Here is a 22,021-nt window from a genome sequence, read left to right on the forward strand (position 1 = left end):
TACCCCCCAAGCAGCAAACTGCCGTGTCGCGCGGAACGTTACCGTATCGCGATCAGACAACCACTTCGACGCACTGCCCCGGCGGGCGCCCCGCACCGCGCTCGGTCTCCAGCGCGCTCTGCAGGATCACCACCGCCGCCGCCTGGTCGATGCGGGAGCGCCCCTTCTTCGCCGAGACCCCCGAGGCGCGCATGTCACGCGCCGCGGCCACGGTCGACATCCGCTCGTCGACCAACCGCACGGGAACGGGCGCCACTTGGCGCGCCAGCTCCTCCGCGAAGGCGCGCACCCGGCCGGCCGCCGGACCCTCGCGTCCGTTCAACGAACGCGGGAGCCCGACGACGACCTCGATCGGCTCGTACTCGGCGACCAACTGCCCCAGGCGCCGCCTGGCGGCCGGCAGATCGCGCCCGGGCACCGTCTCCACCGGGGTCGCCAGCAGCCCGTCGGGGTCGCAGGAGGCGACCCCGATCCTGGCGTCGCCGACGTCGACCGCCAGCCGCCTGCCGCGTCGCATCAGGCGACGTCCGCGACCTGGCGCTCCACCGCGGCCAGCGCCTCGTCCACCGCGTTCGGGTCCTGGCCGCCGCCCTGCGCCACGTCGGGCTTGCCGCCACCGCCGCCGCCCAGCGCCTTGGCCGCGGTGCGGACCAGGTCGCCGGCCTTCAGACCGCGTTCCCTGGCCGCCTCGTTGGTGGCCACCACGGTCAGCGGCCGCCCGCCGGTCACGGTGAAGAGCGCGACCACGGCGGGGCGGTCGCCGGCCAGCCGGCCGCGCACGTCGAGCACCAGCTTGCGCAGGTCGTCGGCGGTGGTGCCGTCCGGCACCCGGCCGCTGGCCAGCGCGACGCCGCGCACGTCGCGGGCGCCGGAGGCCAGGCCGCCGGCGGCCTGGAGGACCTTCTCGGCGCGGAACCGCTCGATCTCCTTCTCCGCGTCCTTCAGCCGCCCCAGCATCCCGGAGACGCGCTCCGGCAGCTCCTCCGGCCGTCCCTTGAGCAGCTCGGTCAGCTGGGCGACCACCGTGTGCTCGCGCGCCAGGAAGCGGTAGGCGTCGACCCCGACCAGCGCCTCGACCCGGCGCACCCCGGAGCCGATGGAGGACTCACCGAGCAGCTTGACCAGGCCGAGTTGGGAGGTGTTGTGGACGTGGGTGCCGCCGCACAGCTCCTTGGAGTAGTCGCCGATGGTGACCACCCGCACGCGGTCGCCGTACTTCTCGCCGAACTCGGCGATGGCGCCCTGCTTCCTGGCCTCGTCCATCGACATCACCTCGGCGGAGACGTCGAGTTCGCGGCCGAGCACCTCGTTGATCTTCTGCTCGACGTCGGCCAGCACGGTGCCGGGCACGGCCGTCGGCGAGCCGAAGTCGAACCGGAACCGGCCGGGGGCGTTCTCCGAGCCGGCCTGCGCGGCCGTCGGGCCCAGGGCGTCGCGCAGCGCGCGGTGGGTGAGGTGGGTGGCGCTGTGGGCGCGGGCGATCGCGCGGCGCCGCTGGACGTCGATCTCGGTCTCCACGGCGGCGCCGACCGCCACCTCGCCGACCAGCACGACGCCCTTGTGCGAGATCACGCCCGGCACCGGCTGCTGGACGTCCCGGACCTCGACGACGGCGCCGCTGTCGGTCCTGATCCGGCCGGTGTCGGCCAACTGCCCGCCGCCCTCGGCGTAGAACGGGGTGCGGCTGAGCACCACCTCGACCTCGTCGCCCTCCACGGCGACGGGCGCGGAGGCGGCGTTGACCAGCAGGCCGACGACGCTCGACTCGCCGCTGACGCTGGTGTACCCGATGAACTCGGAGGGCCCGGCGGCGTCGGCGAACTCCCGGTAGGCGGTGAGGTCGGCGTGGCCCTGCTTCTTGGACCTGGCGTCGGCCTTGGCGCGCTCCCGCTGCTCCTTCATCAGCCGGCGGAACCCGGCCTCGTCCACGGAGAGCCCCTGCTCGGCGGCCATCTCCAGGGTGAGGTCGATCGGGAAGCCCCAGGTGTCGTGGAGCAGGAACGCCTGGTCGCCGCCGAGCACGCTGCCGCCGGCGGCCTTGGCCTCGGTGACGGCGGTGTCCAGGATGTTGGTGCCGGCCCTGAGGGTCTTCAGGAACGCGGCCTCCTCGGCCAGCGCGACGGTCTCGATCCGGCCGCGCTCGGTGCGCAGTTCGGGGTACTGCTCGCCCATGATGCCGATCACGGTGTCGACCAGCTCGCCGACGACCGGCCCGTCGGCGCCCAGCAGCCGCATGTTGCGGATCGCGCGGCGCATGATCCGGCGCAGCACGTAGCCGCGGCCCTCGTTACCGGGGGTGACCCCGTCGCCGATCAGCATCACCGAGGTGCGCATGTGGTCGGCGACCACGCGCAGGGCGACGTCGCTCTCGTCGGCGGCGCCGTAGCGCACGTCGGTGAGGGCGGCGGCCTTGTCGATGACGACGCGCAGGGTGTCCGTCTCGAACATGTTGCGCACGTCCTGGAGGACCATCGCCAGGCGCTCCAGGCCGAGCCCGGTGTCGATGTTCTGCGAGGGCAGGTCACCGATGATCGGGTAGTCCTTGCCGCCGCCGGGGCCGCGCTCGTACTGCATGAACACCAGGTTCCACAGCTCGACATAGCGCTCGTCGTTGACCTCGGGGCCGCCCTCGGGGCCGAAGGCGGGGCCCCGGTCGTAGTTGATCTCCGAGCAGGGGCCGCAGGGCCCCGGCACGCCCATGTCCCAGAAGTTCGGCCCCTTGCCGAGGCGCTGGACCCGCTCGGCCGGGACGCCCACACCCTCGGTCCAGATGCGGTACGCCTCGTCGTCCTCCTCGTAGACGGTCACCCACAGCCGCTCGGGGTCCAGGCCGTAGCCGCCCTCGTCCTGGGAGGTGGTCATCAGCTCCCAGGCCAGGGTGATGGCCCGCTCCTTGAAGTAGTCCCCGAAGGAGAAGTTCCCGCACATCTGGAAGAACGTGCCGTGCCGGGTGGTCTTGCCGACCTCCTCGATGTCCGGGGTGCGCACGCACTTCTGGACGCTGACGGCCCGCTCGTAGGGCGGGGTGGCCTGGCCGAGGAAGAAGGGCTTGAACGGCACCATCCCGGCGGGGACCAGCAGCAGCGTCGGGTCGTCCGCGATCAGCGACGCCGAGGGCACCACGGTGTGCCCGCGCTCCTCGAAGAAGCCGAGCCAGCGGCGGCGGATTTCAGCCGACTCCATCAGTGGTCCTCTTTTCCGGTCAGTCGCTTCGGTGCGTGCGGTCGGATGGTGCGTTCTGTGCGGGCGGCGCGGACCACGCGGGGCCGCGCGGGCGGGGCCGCCGCCGGGGCCGGCGGCTCGGTGCGGCCCGCCTCGAGCGGCAGCGCCCGTTCGCCGTCGGGGGGCGCCGTCAGGCCGAGCGCGTCGTGGAGCTGGTCCTCGCGCTCGACCATGCCGGCCCGGACGTCGCCGGCGAAGAGCCGCAGCCGCTGGCCGCCGGCGACGGCGCGGTCGGCGGCGCGCAGCGCGAGGCTGTCGGGGGCCAGGCTACGCAGCTTCCGCTGGACCTTGGTGGTGGCCCACACACCGGCGACGGCACCGGTGGTGAACCAGAACGCGCGGCGGATCATCGGCGGTCGGTCCTTCCCTGACGACGGCGGCGGGGCGCGGGCACGACCCGGGGCGGCGGCTCGGGCGCCGCTCTGCGGCTCAACGCGCGGCGCACCCCGTACCCGAAGGCCGCGACCTTCACGAGCGGCCCGCCGAAGGTGCTGGCCACCGTGGTGGACAACGCCGAGGCGTTGGCGGCGACATCGCGCACGTCGGCGGTGATGTCGTCGACCCGCTCCAGCTGCGACTGGGCGCTGCGCACCGTGCGGGACGCCTCGCCCAGCAGGGGGACGACGCGTTCTGTGAGCGAGCTGACCAGCTCGGTCGCCGCCCGGAGCGTCCGGGCCAGCCGGTACAGCACCACGGCCAGGAACGAGACCAGGATCGCCCAGAAGACGGCCACCAGCAGGCCGGCCACTTCGCCACCGGACACGAACGCACCGCTTCCCTCGGATGGGTAGTTTCGCCGCCTCGGGGTCGACGGTCGGCCGGCCGCGACCGGCCGGGAGGGCATTCCCCTCCCCACCGTTCTCCCCGCTCGACGGCAGGTCCCGACCCTATCGCGCTCCCCGCGCGGGCTCGTACCGCATTCCTCCGCGTCTGCCAAGAGGGACCGGCGACAATTGTACGTTCTGCTTACCTACGCGTACCCTGCGTGTCTTATGCGAGGCTTTCAGGGGTCCGAGCCTCCGGCTCGGGAGACGGTTCGGGGGACCCGTCCGGACGGCTGCCGTCCGGGCAACCTTCCGACGGAGCTGACGAGGTTCATCGGCCGCAGCGCCGAAGTCAGCGCGCTCACGGCCGCGTTGGCCGACGAGCGGCTGGTCACCGTCACCGGCGTCGGCGGCGTGGGGAAGTCGCGGTGCGCGCTCCAGGCCGCGCGGCTTCTGCAGGAACGCTTCTGCGATGGCGTGTGGCTGGTGGAGCTGGCGGGGCTGCGCGACCCCGAGCTGCTGGAGCACGCGGTGGTCGAGGCGCTCGGCGTGACGGACCAGTCGGGCCGGCCGCCGCTGACCGTGCTCCTCGAACAGCTCGTCGGACGGCGGATGTTGCTGGTGCTGGACGGGGTGGAACACCTGGTCGAGCCGTCGGCGGCGCTGGCGCACGAGCTGCTGCGCCGGGTGCCGGGGCTGCGGGTGCTCGCCACCGGGCGGCGGCCGTTGGGCATCGTCGGCGAACGGCTCTACCCGCTGGCGCCGATGACCGCGCCGGTGCCGGCCTGCGCCGAGGCGGCGCGGGTGCCGCTCGGCGAGGCGGCCTGGCTCTTCGCCGACCGGGCAGCGGCCGTGCTGCCCGGCTTCACGATCACCCAGGAGAACCGGCGGGTGGTGGCCGAGCTCTGCCACCGGCTGGACGGCATCCCGTTGGCGCTGGAGCTGGCGGCCGGCCGGCTGCGCACCCTGTCGCTGGAACAGACGCTGCAACGGCTCGACGACCGCTTCCGGCTGCTGGTCGGCGGCGGGGCGGGCGCGCCGCCGCAGCACCAGACGCTGCGCACGGCGATGGGCTGGAGCCACGAGTTGTGCACCCCGCAGCAGCGGCTGCTGTGGGCCCGGCTGTCGGTCTTCGCCGGCCACTTCGACCTGGACGCCGCCGAGTACGTCTGCTCGGGCCCCGACCTGCCGGCCGACGAGGTGCTCGACGTGCTCACCGAGCTGGTGGCCCAGTCGGTGGTCAGCCGGGAGGAGGCGCCCTCGGGGGTGCGCTACCGGATACTCGACACCGTCCGCGCCTACGGGGCGGACTGGCTCGGGGCCACCGGCGACACCGACCGGCTGCGCCGTCGGCACCGGGACTGGTGCACCGGACTGGTCACCTGGTGCGAGCTGGAGTGGTTCAGCCCGCGCCAGTCCGAGGTCGCGCGCCGGGTCCACGACGAACTTCCCAACCTGCGGGCCGCGTTCGAGTTCGCGATGGAGGAGGACGAGGACGGCAGGTTCGGGCTCTACCTGGCGGCGACGCTCTGGTTCTGCTGGGTGGCGTGCGGCCGGCTGGCCGAGGGCCGGCACTGGTTGGACCGGGCGCTGGCACTGGGCACCGACCACGAGGAGACCAGGCTGCGCGCGCTGTGGGCGGTCGGGTACGTGGCGGTGCTCCAGGGCGACACGGTCGCGGCGCTGACCGCGCTGCACGAGTGCCGCCAGGCGGCGGAACGCACGGGCGACGCGCGCGCGTTGGCCTACTCGCTGCACCACAGCGGGGCGCTGGCGCTGATCAACGACGAGGCGGGCGAGGCCGAGTCGCTGCTGCGCGCGGCGATGGAGCGCTACGAGGAGATCGGCGAGCTGAACAGCAACGTGCTGATGGGGCGCGTGAAGCTGGCCATGGCGCTGGCCTTCCAGGGCGACATCGCGGGCGCGGCGGCGCTCTGCGAGGAGGTGCGCGACGTCTGCGAGGAGCACGGCGAGCAGTGGGCGCGCTCCTACGCGCTGCACGTCCTGGGGTTCGCCGCCTGGTCGGACGGCGACACGGCGGGGGCGCGGCGGATCCTGGAGGAGTCGCTGCCGGTCAACTACGCGTTCCGCGACCTGGTGGGCACGGTCTTCGCGCTGGAGCTGCTGGCCGGGATCACCGCGAGCGAGGGGGACGCCGCCGAGGCGGCGGTGCTCCAGGGCGCGGCGGCGCGGCTGTGGCGCTCGGTGGGGATGCCGCTGTTCGGCTCGGAGTACTTCAACGACCCGCACGCGCGCAGCGCCGAGCAGGTGGCCGAGCTGCTGGGCAAGACGCGCTTCCGCGAGTGCCTGCGGGAGGGCGAGCGGCTGGACACCGACGCCGCCGTCGCCAGGGCGCTGCGCGTGCGGGGTGGCGCGGCGGCCGCCCCGCGGCCGGCGATGGCCGGCCCGCCGCCGCCACCGAGGGCGGGGCGGCGGGCGGCGCCGCAGTGAGCGCGGGGGCCGCCGGCTCCGTGGGACGTGGCCCGGGGGACGCGCCCGGTGGACGGCGTCAGCGGCCGGCGTAGTACTCGACGACGAGCTGCTCGTCGCAGATGACCGGGATCTCGCTGCGGTTCGGGTTGCGGTCCAGGCGGAACGCCAGGGCCTGGAGATTGACCTGGAGGTAGCGCGGGGTCTCGCCCTCGCCGGCGTAGCCGCCCTCGCGCGCCACCTGGAACGGGTGCTTGTCGCGGCTGCGCTCGCGCACGGTGATCACGTCGTCGGGCCTCACCCGGAAGGAGGGCTTGTCGACCTTGCGGTCGTTGACGGCGATGTGGCCGTGCACCACCATCTGGCGGGCCTGGTAGATCGTGCGCGCGAGGCCGGCGCGGAGCACCAGGGCGTCCAGCCGCCGCTCCAACTCGACGATCAGCGCCTCGCCGGCCTTGCCGGTGACCTTGCGGGCGCGGTCGTAGGCGCGCACCATCTGGCGCTCGCTGATGTCGTACTGGGCGCGCAGGCGCTGCTTCTCCAGCAGCCGGACCTTGTAGTCACTGGTCTGCTTGCGCCCACGGCCGTGCTCACCCGGCGGGTAGGGGCGCTTCTCGAAGTACTTGACCGCCTTCGGGGTGAGCGCGATGCCGAGTGCGCGCGACTTCTTGACCTTGGGACGCGACTGGTTCACGTGGAACGGACCTCCGTAGTAAGTTAGGTGAGCCTTACCTTAGCTGAGGAGCGCGCATGATTCGACCTGGGAGCCCCCTGCCCGACACCGGAGACCGGAGCCGGGAGACGGGCCAGCCGCGTCCCACGGAGGAAGCCCGACAGCCGACGGCCGCCGAGCGGGTGCGCACCCTGGTGGAGTCGAACGCGTCGGCCACCCTCACCATTCCGGGCGCTGAGCGGGACACCTTCGACAATCCGGTCCCCAGTGTGCCGGAGGCGCGGGCGGTCACTCCACGCGGGGACGTCCTTCTGCTGGTGCCCGCGGACTCGCTGGCGGGCCGTACGGCGGTACACGCCCACCACGACGAGATGACCGCGGTGATGGAGATCACAGATGTCGCGCCGGTTTCGGTGCCCCAGCGCATCAGGGGGAAGGCGGGGGTCGCCGGCTGGTTGACGGCCGTGCCGGCCGAGGAGAGCGGCGCCTGCCGCCGGCTGCTGGCCAGGGCCCATCCGTCGGGCCCCCTGCCCGGCGCCGCGTGGACGCTGCTGCGGCTGGAGGTCGGCGAGGCCTACGTCGACGACCTGTGGGGCGAGGAGCCGGTGGAGCCGGACGCGTTCACCGAGGCCGCCCCCGACCCGCTGGCCCGCCACGAGTCGGAGCTGCTGCAGCACCTGGCGGCCAGCCACCAGGACCAACTCGGCTCGCTGTGCCGGCTGCTGGGCGACGCCGTGCCGGACGCGCCCCGCGGCGCGGGACTGAGCGTCGCTCCGCTCAGCCTGGACCGCTTCGGTCTGCGGCTCCGCTGCCGCGCGGAGGGGCGGTGCTTCGACGCGCGCTTCGACTTCCCCGAACCGGTCACGGACGTGGCGCAGTTGCGCCGCGCGATGCGCTGGCTCTTCGAATCCGCGGGGTAGCCCTTCCCGCCGGCCGCGGACGCCCACGGAACCGGGCGGTGCGCGGCCCCCACGGAGGGCCCGAGGGGCGCGGGGAACGGCGCGGCGCGTCCGGGACGGGCGGCGGACGACACCCCGACCTGGCGGCCCGGGTCGGTAGCCGACCGCGGCACCGCGTCAGGTCGCCCGCGCCGTCCCCGCGCCCCTTGCACGCCGGTGGGCGGCTCGGTACCGCCGTGGCGAGCGGCTCAGCGGTCGGTGAGGCGCTCGCGCACCCGCTCCAGGACGTCCGCGTAACGGGCCTCCGCTCCATGGCGGGTCGGTTGGTAGTACCGCTTGCCGTCCACCGCGTCCGGCGCGTACTGCTGGGCCGCGATGCCGCCCGGCAGGTCGTGGGGGTACTGGTACTCCGCACCGTGACCCAGCTTCTGGGCACCCTTGTAGTGGCTGTCCCGCAGATGGGCCGGCACCGGGCCGGCCAGGCCGGCGCGCACGTCCGCCTGGGCCGCGCCGATGGCGACCACCGCCGCGTTGGACTTGGGGGCCAGCGCCAGCGCGATGGTCGCCTGGCTCAGCGTGATCGCCGCCTCGGGGAAGCCGATCAACGCCACCGCCTGCGCGGCGGCCACCGCCGTCGTCAGCGCCGTCGGATCGGCCAGGCCGATGTCCTCGCTGGCCGAGATCATCAGCCGCCGGGCGATGAACCGCGGGTCCTCCCCCGCCTCGATCATCCGCGCCAGATAGTGCAGCGCGGCGTCCACGTCCGAGCCCCTGATGGACTTGATCAACGCGCTGGCCACGTCGTAGTGCTGGTCGCCGTCCCGGTCGTAGGCGACGGCCGCCCGGTCCACCGCGGCCTCCAGGGTGGCGAGCGCGATCTCGGACTCCCCCTCGGACAGCGCCGCGCCCGCGCCCGCCTCCAGCGCGGTCAGCGCCCGACGCGCGTCCCCGCCGGCGATCCGCAGCAGGTGCGCCTCCGTCTCCTCCGGCAGCGTCACCGCGCCGCCGAGCCCGCGCTCGTCGGCGACCGCGCGGCGCAGCAGCCCGCGCAGGTCGTCCTCGGTCAGCGACTCCAGCGTCAGCAGCAGCGAGCGGGAGAGCAGCGGGGAGATCACCGAGAAGTAGGGGTTCTCCGTGGTGGCGGCGATCAGGGTGACCCAGCGGTTCTCCACGGCGGGGAGCAACGAGTCCTGCTGGGCCTTGCTGAAACGGTGGATCTCGTCGAGGAAGAGCACCGTCTCCTTGCCGAACCCGCCCGAGCTGCGCCGCGCGCCGTCGATGACGGCGCGCACCTCCTTCACCCCGGCGGTGATCGCCGACAGCTCGACGAAACGCTTCTCCGTGGCCTGGCTGACGACATACGCCAGCGTCGTCTTCCCCGTGCCCGGAGGGCCCCAGAGGATGACGGAGGAGGGCCCGGCGGGGCCGCCCCCGCCCTCGCCGACCAGGCGGCGCAACGGCGAGCCCGGGCGCAGCAGATGGCGCTGGCCCAGCACCTCGTCGAGGTTCTGGGGGCGCATCCGCACGGCCAACGGGCGGGCCGCGGGAACCCGCTCGGCGCGGTCCTCGGCGGCGGCGGTGAACAGATCGTGCTCCACGTCTCCCGACCCTAAGCCACGCCACCGACAACGGCCGAGGCCGGACGGCGAAGGCCCGGGAGACCGCGGGTCAGCTGGTCCAGAAGTCCCACCAGCGGGTCAGGATCAGCATCCCGATCACGCCGACGTGCACCGTCGGGAAGAGCCAGTGGAACTCCTCCAGCACACTCCGCACGCCGCGCGGCGCGGGCAGGAAGCCCTGGCGCACGTTGTGCCAGGTCGTGTACCAGAACATCACGATGGTGGCGACCCAGGCGAGGCAGCACCACAGGCACAGCGCGTTGATCTCGTAGAGCGACTGGTACATCAGCCAGGTGCAGAAGGCGACCCCGAAGAGCGTGCCGGCCTGGAGGCCGAGCCAGAACCAGCGCCGGTAGCGCGCGCCGGCCAGCAGCCCCATGCCGATGGCGACGACCATGCCGTAGGTGACCATCCCCAGCATCGGGTTGGGGAAGCCGAAGACCTCGGCCTGGTCGCTCTCCATGATCGAGCCGCAGGAGACCACCGGGTTGAAGCTGCACGCCGGCGTGAAGTCGGGGTCCTCCAGCAGGTGGAACTTGTCGAGGGTGATGACCCAGGCCGCCAGCAGGCCGGCGAAGCCGGAGATCACCAGCGTCAGGGCGAACGCGCGCCCCGCGCCGACGGGACCGCCGCCGCCGTCCCCTTCACTCCGCGCGGGACCCTCGTCCGCGCGCACCTCGTCCACCGCCGCGTCTGCTGCCATGTCGCCTATCCGCTCCGTCGTCCGCGCTGCCGGGCCAGGGGTCCACCATTCTGTACCAGTCAACCGGGCCCGGTGTAAGGGCGCCGTCAAAGTCCCGGGCGGCGAAGGCCACTTCCGCCCCGGTACGCCCCGTGTTGCGCCCCGGCACCGACGGTCACCGAATTCGCCTGCGCGGAGGAACACCGAGGCGCGGAGTTGACCCAGCGGCGGCCGGACGACGCCCGAGCGACGGGCGGGCGTCCCGGGTCACAGACCCCTGCGGGGCGGCGGCGCCCCCGTGTCGGGCCGGGTGAGCCCGGCGGCGACCTGGCGCAGGAACGGGTTGGCCGCGCGCTCCCTGCCGATGGTGGTCTGCTGGCCGTGCCCGGCGAGCACCACCGTGGCGTCGTCCAACGGGAGGCAGACGCGGGCCAGCGAGCGCATGATCGCCTCGGAGTCGCCGCCCGGCAGGTCCGTGCGGCCGATGGCGCCGGCGAAGAGCAGGTCGCCGGAGAAGAGCACCGGGGGGACGTCGGCGCGCTCGGGGGTCGCGAAGGTCACGGAGCCCGGCGTGTGACCCGGCGCGTGCGCCACCGTGAAGTCCAGGCCGGCGAGCGACAGCGTGGCGCCGTCGGCCAGTTCCCGCAGGTCGTCGGGCTCGCCGATGGTCAACTCCCCCAGCAGCGGCTGCCCGATGGTCGCCCCGAGCGCCTTCTCCGGGTCGCCGAGCATGTAGCGGTCGTCGGGGTGGATCCAGGCCGGCACGTCGTGCGCGCCGCAGACCGGGACGACGGAGGCGACGTGGTCGATGTGTCCGTGGGTGAGGATCACCGCCGTCGGCTTGAGCCGGTGGCGGGCGATGGCCTCCTCGACGCCGGGCGCCGCGCGGTGCCCGGGGTCGATGATCACGCACTCCTCGCCGGCGGCGGGGGCGACCAGATAGCAGTTGGTTCCCCAGGCGCCTGAGGGGAAGCCTGCGATGAGCAAGGGTCGGCCCTCTCGGTGGGTCGTCGGGCGGATGCGCCCGAAGCCTACCGGCGGCGGTGCGCGGCGGGCGAACCCGTATACGGTGACGCATGGTGCGGGGTGCGCGCGTTCGGCGGGATTCTTTTCGCCGGAGGTGTCTTTCTAAATGGCTTCTGAACAAGTCTGAGTGACTTCTGAACAAAGGAGAGCGCGGTGTCCAGCAAGGAGCGGCGGCGCAGGGAGCTCGCGCGGGCCAAGTACGAACGCCAGGAGCGGCGCCGGGCGGAGCGGGCCCGGCGCGGGCGCAGGTACCGGGTGATCGCGGCCGTGGTCGGCGTCCTGGCGGTGGCCGGCGGCACCACGGGTCTGGTGCTGTGGCTGGGGGGCGACGACGACTCCCCCGCGGACGCGGCCTCCTCGCCGAGCGACGGGCCGACCGAGGAGACGCCCGAGGTGGAGGACCCCTGCGCCGAGCCCGCCGAGGGCGAGCCGTCCGGCGACCAGTGGGACGAGGAGCCGGAGTTGACGGTGGACACCGGGACGGAACAGGTGATGACGTTGGCCACCACCTGCGGCGACATCCAGCTGACGCTGGATCCGGAGGCCGCGCCGCGCACGGTCAACTCGTTCGACTTCCTCGCCGGCGAGGGCTACTTCGACCACACTCCCTGCCACCGGCTGACCACCGAGGGTCTCTACGTCCTGCAGTGCGGCGACCCCACCGGCACCGGCCAGGGCGGCCCCGGCTACGAGCTGCCGGACGAGAACCTGGACGCGCCCGAGGTCAGCGAGGGTGTCTATCCGGCCGGCACGGTGGCGATGGCCAACAGCGGTCCCGACACCGGCGGCAGCCAGTTCTTCCTGGTCTACCAGGACAGCCAACTCCCCCCGAACTACACGCCGTTCGGCCAGGTCACGGGCGGGCTCGACGTGCTGGAGACGATCGCCGAGGCCGGCGCCTCGGAGCCGGACCCGACCAGTGGGAACACCGCGCCGAACGCCACGGTCGTGATCAACGAGGCGACGGTGGAGCCCGCGGCCTGACGCACGCGCCCCCGGCCAGGGGCAATTTCCGCCCGGCAAGGTGCGGACAGCCGGGCGGGCTGTCGCCTATGTTTGGCCCTGTGCGGGGTCAGGCGCTTGGGGGCGCGGGCCCGGCAGCCCGGGTCTGGGCCGGTGAGAACTGTGGACGATGCCGGGGGCGTTGACCCCGTCGCGCATCAAAAGAGGAGGCGCTGTGAGCAGCGAGCCGTGGGGCCGTGTTGATGAGTCGGGGACCGTCTACGTGCGGACACCCGACGGGGAGAAGGTCGTCGGCTCCTGGCAGGCGGGCTCTCCCGAGGAGGCACTCGCCTACTTCGAGCGGAAGTACGAGCGCCTGGTGGTCGAGATCGGGCTGCTGGAACGGCGTGTGAAGACCACCGACCTCTCCGCCAAGGACGCGACCTCCGCCATCGAGAGCCTGCGTGCGCAGGTCGACGAGGGCAACGCGGTGGGGGACCTGGCGGCGCTGGCCGGGCGCCTCGACGCGCTGGTGGCCTCGGTCGACTCGCGCCGCGAGGAGCGCAAGGCGGCCAGGGCGCGGCAGTCGGAGGAGGCGCGGGAGGCCAAGGAGGCGCTGGTCGCCGAGGCCGAGGAGCTGGCCGGCAGCGACCAGTGGCGCTCCGCGGGCGAGCGGCTGCGCGCGCTGGTCGACACCTGGAAGGGCCTGCCCCGGCTGGACCGCAAGACCGACGACGAGCTGTGGCACCGCTTCTCGCACGCCCGTTCCGCGTTCTCCAAGCGGCGCAAGTCGCACTTCGCCGCGTTGGACGCGCAGCGGGAGGAGACCAGGCGCCGCAAGGAGAAGCTGATCGGCGAGGCCGAGGCGCTCTCCGGCTCGACGGACTGGGGCCCCACGGCCTCCCGCTACCGCGAGCTGATGCGGGAGTGGAAGGCGGCCGGGCGGGCGCACCGGGACGCCGAGGAGGACCTGTGGGCCAGGTTCCGCGCGGCGCAGGACGTGTTCTTCCAGGCGCGGAGCTCGGTCTTCGAGGAGCGCGACGCCGAGCAGCGGGAGAACCTGACCCGCAAGGAGGAGCTGGCCGCCGAGGCGGAGAAGCTGCTGCCGATCACCGACCTGAAGGCGGCCAAGGCCGCCCTGCGGTCCATCGGCGAGCGCTGGGAGGCCGTCGGGCACGTGCCCCGGGACGCCAGGGCCGGGATCGAGGGCCGGATGGGCGCCGTGGAGCGTGCGGTGCGGGAGGCCGAGGAGGCCGAGTGGCGCCGCACCAACCCCGAGGCGCGTGCCAGGGCGGCCGGGCTGACCGGGCAGTTGCAGGACGCGGTGGACCGGCTGCGGGAGCAGGTGGCCAAGGCGCGCGCGGCGGGGAACACAGCGAAGGCCGAGAAGCTGGAGCAGGAGCTGGCCGGCAGGCAGGCGCTGCTGGACCAGGCCCTGAAGGGTCTCCAGGAGTTCGGCGGCTGAGCCGTCGCCGAACTCGGCCGGGCCGCCCCCGAACTGAACCGAACTGAGCTGAACTGAGCTGAACGGCCGCGGTCGACAACCGCCCCGCATCGACCGGGGGTTGTCGACCGCGGCCCGTTCCGTTCAGGGGCGGCGCGAGGTGACGCGGTAGACGTCGTAGACGCCCTCGACCCTGCGGACCGCGCGCAGCACGTGCCCCAGGTGCTTCGGGTCACCCATCTCGAACGTGAAGCGCGACGTGGCCACCCGGTCCCGCGAGGTCTGCACCGCCGCCGACAGGATGTTGACGTGCTGGTCGGAGAGGACCCGCGTGACGTCGGAGAGCAGCCGCGAGCGGTCCAGCGCCTCGACCTGGATGGCGACCAGGAAGACCGAGGACTGGGTGGGCGCCCACTCGACCTCCAGGATGCGTTCCGGCTCCCTGGAGAGCGAGTCCACGTTGACGCAGTCCGCGCGGTGCACGGAGACCCCGTTGCCCCGGGTGACGAACCCGATGATCGGGTCGCCGGGGACGGGGGTGCAGCAGCGGGCCAGCTTGACCCAGACGTCGTCGACGCCCTTGACCACCACGCCGGGGTCGGCCGCCGAGCGCCGCCTGGCTCCGGAGGGCACGGGGGGCGCGGTCTCGGCGAGGTCCTCGCTGGCCGCCTCCTCACCGCCGACCGCCTGGACCAGTTTCTGGACCACGCTCTGAGCCGAGACGTGTCCCTCACCGATCGCGGCGTACAGCGAGGAGATGTCGGGGTAGCGCATCTCGTGGGCGAGGGTGACCAGCGAGTCCCCGGTGAGGACGCTCTGGATCGGCAGGTTCTGCTTGCGCATCGCGCGGGCGATGTGGTCCTTGCCCTGCTCGATCGCCTCGTCCCTGCGCTCCTTGGAGAACCAGCCGCGGATCTTGTTGCGCGCCCGGGGCGACTTGACGAACCCCAGCCAGTCCCGCGAGGGCCCGGCGCCGTCCGCCTTGGAGGTGAAGATCTCCACGGTGTCGCCGTTGTCCAGGGTGGACTCCAGCGGCACCAGCCGCCCGTTGACCTTGGCGCCTATCGTGCGGTGGCCGACCTCGGTGTGCACGGCGTAGGCGAAGTCGACGGGCGTCGCGCCGGCGGGCAGGGCGATCACGTCGCCGGTGGGGGTGAAGACGAAGACCTCGTTGCGCGAGAGGTCGAAGCGCAGCGACTCCAGGAACTCCCCGGGGTCCTCCGTCTCCTTCTGCCAGTCGAGCAACTGGCGCAGCCAGGCCATGTCGTTGACCGTGCCGTTCTTGTCGCCGGAGCGCTTGGCGCCCTCGGTGCGCACCTTGGAGGAGCCGGCGACGGCCTGCTGCTTGTACTTCCAGTGCGCCGCGATGCCGAACTCCGCGCGCCGGTGCATGTCGAAGGTGCGGATCTGCAGCTCGACGGGCTTGCCGCCCGGTCCTATGACCGTGGTGTGCAGCGACTGGTACATGTTGAACTTGGGCATCGCGATGTAGTCCTTGAACCGCCCGGGGACCGGGTTCCACCGGGCGTGGACGGTGCCGAGCGCCGCGTAGCAGTCGCGGACGGTGTCCACCAGGACGCGGATGCCCACCAGGTCGTAGATCTCGGCGAAGTCGCGACCGCGCACGATCATCTTCTGGTAGACGCTGTAGTAGTGCTTGGGCCGCCCCGTGACGGTCGCCTTGATCCGGGCGCCGCGCAGGTCGGACTGGACCTCGTCGATCACCGTGGCCAGGTACTCGTCGCGCTTCGGCGCGCGCTCGGCGACCAGGCGCACGATCTCGTCGTACATCTTGGGGTAGAGGATGGCGAACGCCAGGTCCTCCAGCTCCCACTTGATCGTGTTCATCCCGAGCCGGTGGGCCAGCGGCGCGTAGATCTCCAGCGTCTCGCGGGCCTTCTGCTCCTGCTTCTCGCGCTTGAGGAAGCGCATGGTCCGCATGTTGTGCAGCCGGTCGGCGAGCTTGATGACCAGGACCCGGGGGTCCTTGGCCATGGCGACGACCATTTTGCGCACCGTCTCGGCCTGCGCCGCCTCACCGAACTTGACCTTGTCCAGCTTGGTGACGCCGTCCACCAGCAGCGCCACCTGGTCGCCGAAGTCGCGGCGCAGGGTCTCCAGGCCGTACTCGGTGTCCTCCACGGTGTCGTGCAGCAGCCCGGCCATCAGCGTCGCCGAGTCCATGCCGAGCTCGGCCAGGATGGTGGTGACGGCCAGCGGGTGGGTGATGTACGGGTCCCCGCTCTTGCGCTTCTGCCCCCGGTGCCAGCGCTCGGCGACCTGGAAGGCGCGCTCTATGGTGCGCAGCGCGGCGGTGTCCGCCTTGGGGTCGTTGGCCCGGACGACCCGCAGCAGCGGTTCGAGCACCGGGTTGTACGGGGTGGAGCGCTGGACGCCGAGCCGGGCGAGCCGGGCGCGGACGCGGTTCGACGAGCCCGAGCGGCCGGAGACCCCGGAGACCGCGGGGGTGGCCCCCTGGACGGCGGGGGGCTGTGCGCGCCCCTCCCCGCCGCCTTCGCGTCTGAGGGCGGTGGCCGGCTTGCTGTTCTTCCGCTGCGTCGAGGTGAGCGGCTGGGCGTCGTCGGGCAAGGGCACTCCTTGTGCGGCCCCCCGTCGGCGCTGGCGTCGGCGGGGAGAACGGTCCTCCGGGCCTTTTCGGACAGCTTGGGCTCGGAGAAGAGTCCGGCCGAGGAACGATCGGACTGCCATGGTAACGAGCCCGGGCCAAGCGTTCCCGTTCAACCGGCACACAAGCGGGGGCGCCCGCCCTCCCGGCGAGCGCCCCCGTGTGAACGGCTGGAATCAGACGGTGAGAAGGGCCTGGTAGGGGACCTCTCCCAGAGCCTCGCGCACCCGCGCGCCGCCCGGCAGGAATCCCAGCTCCATCAGCACCGCCAGGCCCACCAGGCGCGCCGGGGTGCGGCGCACCAGGCCGATCGCGGCCTCGGCCGTGCCGCCGGTGGCGAGCACGTCGTCGACGATCAGCACCCGGTCCTCGGCGGTGAGGTCCTCGGCGTGGATCTCGATCTCGGCGCTGCCGTACTCCAGGTCGTAGGTCTGGGAGAGGGTGGCGCCCGGCAGCTTGCCGGCCTTGCGGACCGGGACGAACCCGACGCCGGCGGCCAGCGCGACCGGGGCGCCCAGGATGAAGCCCCTGGCCTCCAGGCCGACGACCTTGGTGGCGCCCAGCCGCCCGGCCGTGGCGGCGAGCGCCTCGGTCAGGGCGGCGAAGGCCGCCGGATCGGCCAGCAGCGGGGTGATGTCCTTGAAGACGATCCCCGGCTTCGGGTGGTCGGGGATGTCCCGCACCCGGGAGCCGAGCAGCTCGGACAGCTCTTCGTGCGTGGACACCGTCACCGCCGCTTGCCCGAGGGGCGCCCGCGGCCGCGGCCACGGGAGACCGGCTGCCGCCGGGGCCCCCGACGCTCGCCGCCGGCGCCCACGCCCGCCTTCTCGTCCCGGTCGTCGTCGTCCGGGCCGTCCGGGGCGTCGTCCCCGGCCGCCCGCTCCGCGCCGGGCTCGCCGTCCTCGTCCCCGTCCTCGCCGGCCTCGGCCCGCTTGGCGCGCTTGTTGAGCACCCGGCGGTCGTTGGCGGCGATCTCCCGGTCACGCGACTTGAAGTCGGCCACCAGCGGGGTGGCGATCATGATCGAGGAGTAGGCGCCGGCGGCGAGGCCCACGAAGATCGACAGCGCGATGTCGTTGAGCATCCCGCCGCCCAGCACGCCACCGCCGATGAAGAGCAGCCCCGCGACCGGGAGCAGCGCGACCACCGAGGTGTTGATCGAGCGCACCAGGGTGCTGTTGAGACTGCGGTTGGCCAACTCGGTGTAGGTGTAGCGGGACTGGCGTGTGACGTTGCGCGTGGTCTCCTTCAGGCCGTCGAAGACCACCACCGTGTCGTACAGCGAGTATCCGAGGATCGTCAGCAGGCCGATCACGGTGCCCGGGGTGACCTCGAAGCCCACCAGGGCGTAGATGCCCACGGTGATGGTGAGGTCGTGGATCAGGGCGATCAGCGCGGCCAGCGCCATGCGCCACTCGAAGGCGAGGGCGAGGTAGACCACGACCAGCACCATGAAGATGGCCAGGCCCTGCCAGGCGCGGTTGGCGATCTGCTTGCCCCAACTGGGGCCGATCACTTCCGCGTTCAGCTCCTCCGTGGGGATGCCCAGCTCGCTGGCGAGGGCCTCCCTGGTCTCGTTGGAGGTCTCCGTGTCCAGACCGCTGACCTGGATGCGCATCGTTCCGTCGTCGCCCAGGGTCTGGACCAGGGCGATGCTGCCCGAGGACTCCTCGGCGACGTCCCGGACGTCCTCGACGGAGGCGTTGTTCGGCGGGGTGGTGTACACCGCGCCGCCCTCGAACTCGACGCCCATGTGCAGCCCGCGCACCAGCAGCGCGGCGAAGGCGAGCACCGTGATGAGGACGGAGACCGTGTACCAGATCTTCCGCGCGCCGACGATGTCCAGGCTGACGTCGCCGCGGTAGAGCCGGGCGCCGAGGTCACCGAGCCGTGACATCTCAGGCCTCCTTCGGGTCGGAGGGAACGACGGGCGCGGGACGGCGGCCGCGCCGCAGCGGCGGGGGCGCTCCCAGCCTCTTGGGGTCGAGGCCGGACCACGGGTGACCGCTGGAGAAGAACTTCCGGCGGGCGACCAGCGTCATCAGCGGCTTGGTGAAGAGGAACACCACGACCACGTCCAGGGCCGTGGTCAGCCCGAGGGTGAACGCGAAGCCCTGCACCTTGCCGACCGTGACCACGAAGAGGACCGCGGCGGCGAGGAAGGAGACGAAGTCGGAGACGAGGATGGTGCGCCGGGCACGCGGCCAGGCCCGTTCCACGGCGGGGCGCAGCGAACGCCCCTCGCGGATCTCGTCCCTTATCCGTTCGAAGTAGACGATGAAGGAGTCCGCCGTGATGCCGATCGCGACGATGGCGCCGCAGACGGCCGGCAGGTTGAGCGCGAAGCCGATCGCCGGGCCGAGCAGGGCCATGATCGAGTAGGTCATCGCCGCCGAGACGAGCAGGCTGACGATGGCGATCGCGGACAGGCCGCGGTAGTAGACCAGCATGTAGAGCACGACGAGCGCGAGCCCGATGCCGCCGGCGATCAGGCTGGCGCGCAGCTGCTCGCCGCCGAGCATCGGGGAGACGGTGGAGACCGACGCCTCCTCGAAACTCAGGGGCAGCGCGCCGTACTTGAGGATGTTGGCCAGCTCCTCGGCCGACTCCTGGTCGAACGTGCCGGAGATCTCGGCGCGACCGCCGCCGAGGCGCTCGGAGACGCTGGGGGCGGAGACGACCTCGCCGTCCAGCGCGATGGCGAACTGGTTCTGCGGCTGGGCCTGGGAGGACAGCTGCGCGGTGACGTCGGCGAACTTGTCGGCGCCCGCGCCGTTGAACTCCATCTGCACGATCCAGCCCTGGCCGCGCTGGGTGTCGTAGACGGAGCTGGCGTCGTCGACGTCGGTGCCGGGGACGGCCACGGGGCCGAGCGCGTACTTGGCGACGCCGTCGGTGTCGCAGGCTACGACCGTCTCCTCGTCCTTCGCCTCGGAGGCGGCACGGCTGGCGGCCAGCCTGGACTCCTCGGTGGTGCAGTCCAGCTCGGCGAGCTGGGTCTGGAGCGCGGCGGCGTCGGCGGCCGGATCGCCCTCGCCGCCCTCCTGCTGCTCCTCGGCGGGCTCGTCCGTCGGCTCGTCGGTGGCGTCGTCGGCCGGCTCGTCGCTCGACTGCTCCTCGTCGCCCTCGTCGGTGCGGTAGGAGGCGGGCGAGAGACCGCCGGCGTCGTCGCGGGCCTCGGGGGCGGGGGCCGACTGGTTCTCGGTGGCGTCGTCGGTGGCCTCCTCGGTCGGCTCGTCGGAGGACTCCTCCTCGCCGGTGCCGTCCGTGGGCTCGTCCGTCGGCTCGTCGCCCGGCTGCTCCTCGCCGTCCTCGGCGCCTTCCTCACCGGCGCCTTCCTCGCCGCCGCCGTCCTCGGCGCCCTCCTCGGGCGGCGGGGCGGCCGCCATGGCGCTGAGCACCGGGCGGAAGCCCAGCTGGGCGGTGGTGCCGACCTGCTCGCGGGCGGCCTGCTCGTCCGTGCCCTTGGGGATGTTGACGATGATGTTCTCGTCGCCCTGGGTCTGGACCTCGGCCTCCTGGACGCCCAGACCGTTGACCCGGCGCTCGATGATCGAGACCGCCGTGTTCAGGTTGGTCGGGTTGACCGCGTCCTCGTCGTCCGCGTCGGGGCGGGCGGTCAGCGTGATGCTGGTGCCGCCGGCGAGGTCGATGCCGAGTCGGGGGGTGGTGTGTCCCGACGCGAACATCCCCGCGGTGAGCGCGATCACGATCAGCAGGATCAACGCCAGCGCCCGTCCGGGCTTGCCCTGGCCCCGGGACTTCACATCCCGCTTTCGTGAGGACCTGAGGTCCTTCTTCGGTGTCGCCACCTTGTCGTCTTCTTCCTGTCCAAAGACCCGCGCGCCCGCTGCTCGCGGCGGGGCTCAGCGGGATGACTGACGGACGGCCGGTGCCGTCGCCTTCACGCCTTGGAGCCGCCCTCGCCCTCGTCACGCCGACGGGAGGCCGTGTCCTCGGACTCGGCGGTCGCGTCCTCGTCCGCCCGGTCCTCGTCCGCGCGCGCGGTGTCCTCGCGGTCGGACTTCTCCAGCCCGACGGGCTTCTCGTCCTCGTCGGAGGTCAGCGAGGACGCGTCGTCGGGAACGACCACGCCGTCCTCCTCTTCCTCGGGCAGGTCACCGTCGACGATCCGCTCGAACTCCTCGGGGTCCAGCACCGCGCCGATCGCGTTCTTCGCGTAGATGGCGTGCACCCCGGGGGCCACCTCCAGCAGCACCGTGTCCTCGCGGACCTCCTTGACCTCGGCGTACATGCCGCCGATGGTCCGGACGCCCGAGCCGGGCTCCATCGAGTCCCGCATCTCCAGCGCCTGGCGCTGGCGGTTCTTCGCGGAGCGCGTCATCAGGAACATGACGCCGATGAGCAGGATGAAGGGGAAGAGAAACGCGATGTCCACGGCGGAGGAGTTTCCTTTGTTCGGCCGCTGAGACGGCCGGGATGTCGGGGGTCAGGGTGCCGTCCTGGGGGCGGATGGCATCGGCGGAGTCTAAGCGAGGCTTCGCCGGGGGAACAACGTCCTGGATGCTATCGAAGTTCCACGCGGCGTGATTCGCCGGGCGCGAGGCGGCATCACGTCCCGAACAGTCCTCCTTGTCCGCCGGCGGCCGGCGCGGGGGGCGTGCGGTCCAGGTGACGCCAGGCCGCGGGGGTGGCGACGCGGCCCCTGGGGGTGCGGGCCAGCAGCCCCTCCCGCACCAGGAACGGCTCGGCCACCTCCTCGACGGTCTCCCGCTCCTCCCCCACGGCGACCGCCAGCGTGGACAGGCCGACCGGCCCGCCGCCGAAGAGGTCCAGCAGGGCGCGCAGCACCGCCCGGTCCAGCCGGTCCAGACCCCGCGCGTCCACCTCGTAGACCTCCAGGGCGCGGGCGGCCACCTCCCTGTTGACCACGCCGTCCGCCCTGACCTGCGCGTAGTCCCTGACCCTGCGCAGCAGACGGTTGGCGATGCGGGGCGTCCCCCGGGAGCGGGAGGCGATCTCGGCGGCGCCCTCGGCGCTGACCTCCACGGACAGCAGCCCGGCGGAACGGTGCACCACCCGCTCCAGCTCCGCCGGCTCGTAGAACTCCATGTGCCCGGTGAAGCCGAACCTGTCACGCAGCGGCGGCGGCAGCAGCCCGGCCCTGGTGGTGGCGCCGACCAGGGTGAACGGCGGCAGCTCCAGCGGGATGGCCGTGGCGCCCGGCCCCTTGCCGACGACGACGTCGACCCGGAAGTCCTCCATCGCCATGTACAGCATCTCCTCGGCGGGCCTGGACATCCGGTGGATCTCGTCGAGGAAGAGGACCTCGCCCTCGGTCAACGAGGAGAGGATCGACGCCAGATCGCCCGCGTGCTGGATGGCCGGGCCCGAGGTGATGCGGATGGGGGCGGCCATCTCGGCGGCGATGATCATCGAAAGGGTGGTCTTGCCGAGCCCGGGTGACCCCGACAGCAGGACATGGTCGGCGGTGCCGCCCCTGGCGCGCGCGGCGGCCAGCACCAGGTCGAGCTGCTCGCGGACCCGGCCCTGGCCGATGAACTCGCTCAGGTCCCTGGGGCGCAGCGCGGCCTCGACGGCCAGGTCCTCCCCGTCGGCCACCGCGCCGACCAGCCGGTCGGCGCCGCCGGGCACGCTGTCGTCGTCCGGGCTCACGTGGCTCTCTCCTCCTGGGTCCTGCGGCGGGCTGTTCGGAAACGGTGGGGCGAACCG

18 protein-coding genes are annotated in these 22,021 nt (G+C 72.9%); 4 read left to right on the forward strand and 14 right to left on the reverse strand.

Features of this window, described 5'->3' with window-relative positions; genetic code table 11:
- Positions 1 to 52: 52 nt before the first annotated feature.
- From ruvX to CRP51_RS06130, 4 genes are read right to left on the reverse strand one after another with little or no spacing between them, the layout of a single operon-like run.
- Entirely contained in the window at positions 53 to 517 is a 465-nt protein-coding gene (gene ruvX / locus CRP51_RS06115) for a Holliday junction resolvase RuvX (protein ID WP_097229986.1), read from the reverse strand.
- Positions 517 to 3,183: an alanine--tRNA ligase gene (alaS, locus tag CRP51_RS06120; protein ID WP_097229987.1), complete on the reverse strand. Its 2,667-nt coding sequence runs from the start codon at positions 3,181 to 3,183 to the stop codon at positions 517 to 519. The genes ruvX and alaS overlap by 1 nt, the downstream gene beginning before the upstream one ends.
- Positions 3,183 to 3,572 (reverse strand): DUF6167 family protein, encoded by a 390-nt coding sequence (locus tag CRP51_RS06125; protein WP_097229988.1) that lies wholly within the window; start codon positions 3,570 to 3,572, stop codon positions 3,183 to 3,185. The genes alaS and CRP51_RS06125 overlap by 1 nt, the downstream gene beginning before the upstream one ends.
- Positions 3,569 to 3,985: a DUF948 domain-containing protein gene (locus CRP51_RS06130; protein WP_097229989.1), complete on the reverse strand. Its 417-nt coding sequence runs from the start codon at positions 3,983 to 3,985 to the stop codon at positions 3,569 to 3,571. Before CRP51_RS06130 ends, CRP51_RS06125 begins: the two co-directional genes overlap by 4 nt.
- A gap of 229 nt (positions 3,986 to 4,214) precedes the next feature.
- On the opposite strand from CRP51_RS06130, the gene CRP51_RS06135 reads away from it, so the two are divergent.
- Positions 4,215 to 6,437, forward strand: coding sequence for an ATP-binding protein (locus CRP51_RS06135; RefSeq protein WP_097229990.1), 2,223 nt, complete (start codon positions 4,215 to 4,217; stop codon positions 6,435 to 6,437).
- Between the two features lie 58 nt (positions 6,438 to 6,495).
- Here CRP51_RS06135 and rpsD read toward each other — a convergent pair whose 3' ends face one another.
- Positions 6,496 to 7,110 (reverse strand): 30S ribosomal protein S4, encoded by a 615-nt coding sequence (gene rpsD / locus CRP51_RS06140; protein WP_097229991.1) that lies wholly within the window; start codon positions 7,108 to 7,110, stop codon positions 6,496 to 6,498.
- 56 nt (positions 7,111 to 7,166) lie between these two features.
- Between rpsD and CRP51_RS06145 the strand changes: the two genes are divergently transcribed.
- Positions 7,167 to 8,009: a DUF2470 domain-containing protein gene (locus CRP51_RS06145; RefSeq protein WP_170970448.1), complete on the forward strand. Its 843-nt coding sequence runs from the start codon at positions 7,167 to 7,169 to the stop codon at positions 8,007 to 8,009.
- Positions 8,010 to 8,236: 227 nt separating this feature from the next.
- Here CRP51_RS06145 and CRP51_RS06150 read toward each other — a convergent pair whose 3' ends face one another.
- The 3 genes from CRP51_RS06150 to CRP51_RS06160 form a co-directional block, all read right to left on the reverse strand.
- The gene (locus CRP51_RS06150) at positions 8,237 to 9,586 is read right to left on the reverse strand and encodes a replication-associated recombination protein A (protein WP_097229992.1); all 1,350 of its coding nucleotides are present in this window, start codon (positions 9,584 to 9,586) and stop codon (positions 8,237 to 8,239) included.
- Positions 9,587 to 9,656: 70 nt separating this feature from the next.
- Positions 9,657 to 10,310 carry a vitamin K epoxide reductase family protein gene (locus tag CRP51_RS06155; RefSeq protein WP_097229993.1) on the reverse strand — a complete coding sequence of 218 codons (654 nt, stop codon included), beginning with the start codon at positions 10,308 to 10,310 and terminating at the stop codon, positions 9,657 to 9,659.
- A gap of 246 nt (positions 10,311 to 10,556) precedes the next feature.
- Positions 10,557 to 11,276, reverse strand: a complete 720-nt coding sequence (locus CRP51_RS06160) for an MBL fold metallo-hydrolase (RefSeq protein ID WP_097229994.1) — start codon at positions 11,274 to 11,276, stop codon at positions 10,557 to 10,559.
- A gap of 192 nt (positions 11,277 to 11,468) precedes the next feature.
- On the opposite strand from CRP51_RS06160, the gene CRP51_RS06165 reads away from it, so the two are divergent.
- Complete coding sequence (locus CRP51_RS06165; RefSeq protein WP_097229995.1) at positions 11,469 to 12,299, forward strand: peptidylprolyl isomerase; 831 nt, start codon at positions 11,469 to 11,471, stop codon at positions 12,297 to 12,299.
- Between the two features lie 193 nt (positions 12,300 to 12,492).
- Positions 12,493 to 13,722 carry a DUF349 domain-containing protein gene (locus tag CRP51_RS06170; protein ID WP_097229996.1) on the forward strand — a complete coding sequence of 410 codons (1,230 nt, stop codon included), beginning with the start codon at positions 12,493 to 12,495 and terminating at the stop codon, positions 13,720 to 13,722.
- 123 nt (positions 13,723 to 13,845) lie between these two features.
- Here the strand turns inward: CRP51_RS06170 and CRP51_RS06175 are convergent, their stop codons facing one another.
- The 6 genes from CRP51_RS06175 to ruvB form a co-directional block, all read right to left on the reverse strand.
- Complete coding sequence (locus tag CRP51_RS06175; protein ID WP_099459289.1) at positions 13,846 to 16,290, reverse strand: RelA/SpoT family protein; 2,445 nt, start codon at positions 16,288 to 16,290, stop codon at positions 13,846 to 13,848.
- A 213-nt stretch (positions 16,291 to 16,503) separates the two neighbouring features.
- The gene (locus CRP51_RS06180; protein ID WP_097229997.1) at positions 16,504 to 17,052 is read right to left on the reverse strand and encodes an adenine phosphoribosyltransferase; all 549 of its coding nucleotides are present in this window, start codon (positions 17,050 to 17,052) and stop codon (positions 16,504 to 16,506) included.
- Positions 17,053 to 17,054: 2 nt separating this feature from the next.
- Positions 17,055 to 18,224: a protein translocase subunit SecF gene (gene secF, locus CRP51_RS06185; protein ID WP_097229998.1), complete on the reverse strand. Its 1,170-nt coding sequence runs from the start codon at positions 18,222 to 18,224 to the stop codon at positions 17,055 to 17,057.
- A gap of 1 nt (position 18,225) precedes the next feature.
- Entirely contained in the window at positions 18,226 to 20,139 is a 1,914-nt protein-coding gene (gene secD / locus CRP51_RS06190; RefSeq protein ID WP_245880404.1) for a protein translocase subunit SecD, read from the reverse strand.
- 92 nt (positions 20,140 to 20,231) lie between these two features.
- Positions 20,232 to 20,726: a preprotein translocase subunit YajC gene (yajC, locus tag CRP51_RS06195; protein ID WP_097229999.1), complete on the reverse strand. Its 495-nt coding sequence runs from the start codon at positions 20,724 to 20,726 to the stop codon at positions 20,232 to 20,234.
- A 173-nt stretch (positions 20,727 to 20,899) separates the two neighbouring features.
- A complete protein-coding gene (gene ruvB, locus CRP51_RS06200) occupies positions 20,900 to 21,964 on the reverse strand; it encodes a Holliday junction branch migration DNA helicase RuvB (RefSeq protein WP_097230000.1) in 1,065 nt (354 codons plus the stop codon).
- Positions 21,965 to 22,021: the final 57 nt, after the last annotated feature.

This window comes from Streptomyces zhaozhouensis, assembly GCF_900230195.1.
GTDB classification, from domain to species: Bacteria; Actinomycetota; Actinomycetes; order Streptomycetales; family Streptomycetaceae; genus Streptomyces; species Streptomyces zhaozhouensis.

Excerpts from the sequence above, each read along its gene's own strand:
- ruvX (WP_097229986.1), bottom strand. The coding sequence starts at position 517 with ATGCGACGCGGCAGGCGGCTGGCGGTCGACGTCGGCGACGCCAGGATC.
- CRP51_RS06145 (WP_170970448.1), top strand. The coding sequence starts at position 7,167 with ATGATTCGACCTGGGAGCCCCCTGCCCGACACCGGAGACCGGAGCCGG.
- CRP51_RS06135 (WP_097229990.1), top strand. The coding sequence starts at position 4,215 with ATGCGAGGCTTTCAGGGGTCCGAGCCTCCGGCTCGGGAGACGGTTCGG.
- CRP51_RS06155 (WP_097229993.1), bottom strand. The coding sequence starts at position 10,310 with ATGGCAGCAGACGCGGCGGTGGACGAGGTGCGCGCGGACGAGGGTCCC.
- secF (WP_097229998.1), bottom strand. The coding sequence starts at position 18,224 with ATGTCACGGCTCGGTGACCTCGGCGCCCGGCTCTACCGCGGCGACGTC.
- CRP51_RS06125 (WP_097229988.1), bottom strand. The coding sequence starts at position 3,572 with ATGATCCGCCGCGCGTTCTGGTTCACCACCGGTGCCGTCGCCGGTGTG.
- alaS (WP_097229987.1), bottom strand. The coding sequence starts at position 3,183 with ATGGAGTCGGCTGAAATCCGCCGCCGCTGGCTCGGCTTCTTCGAGGAG.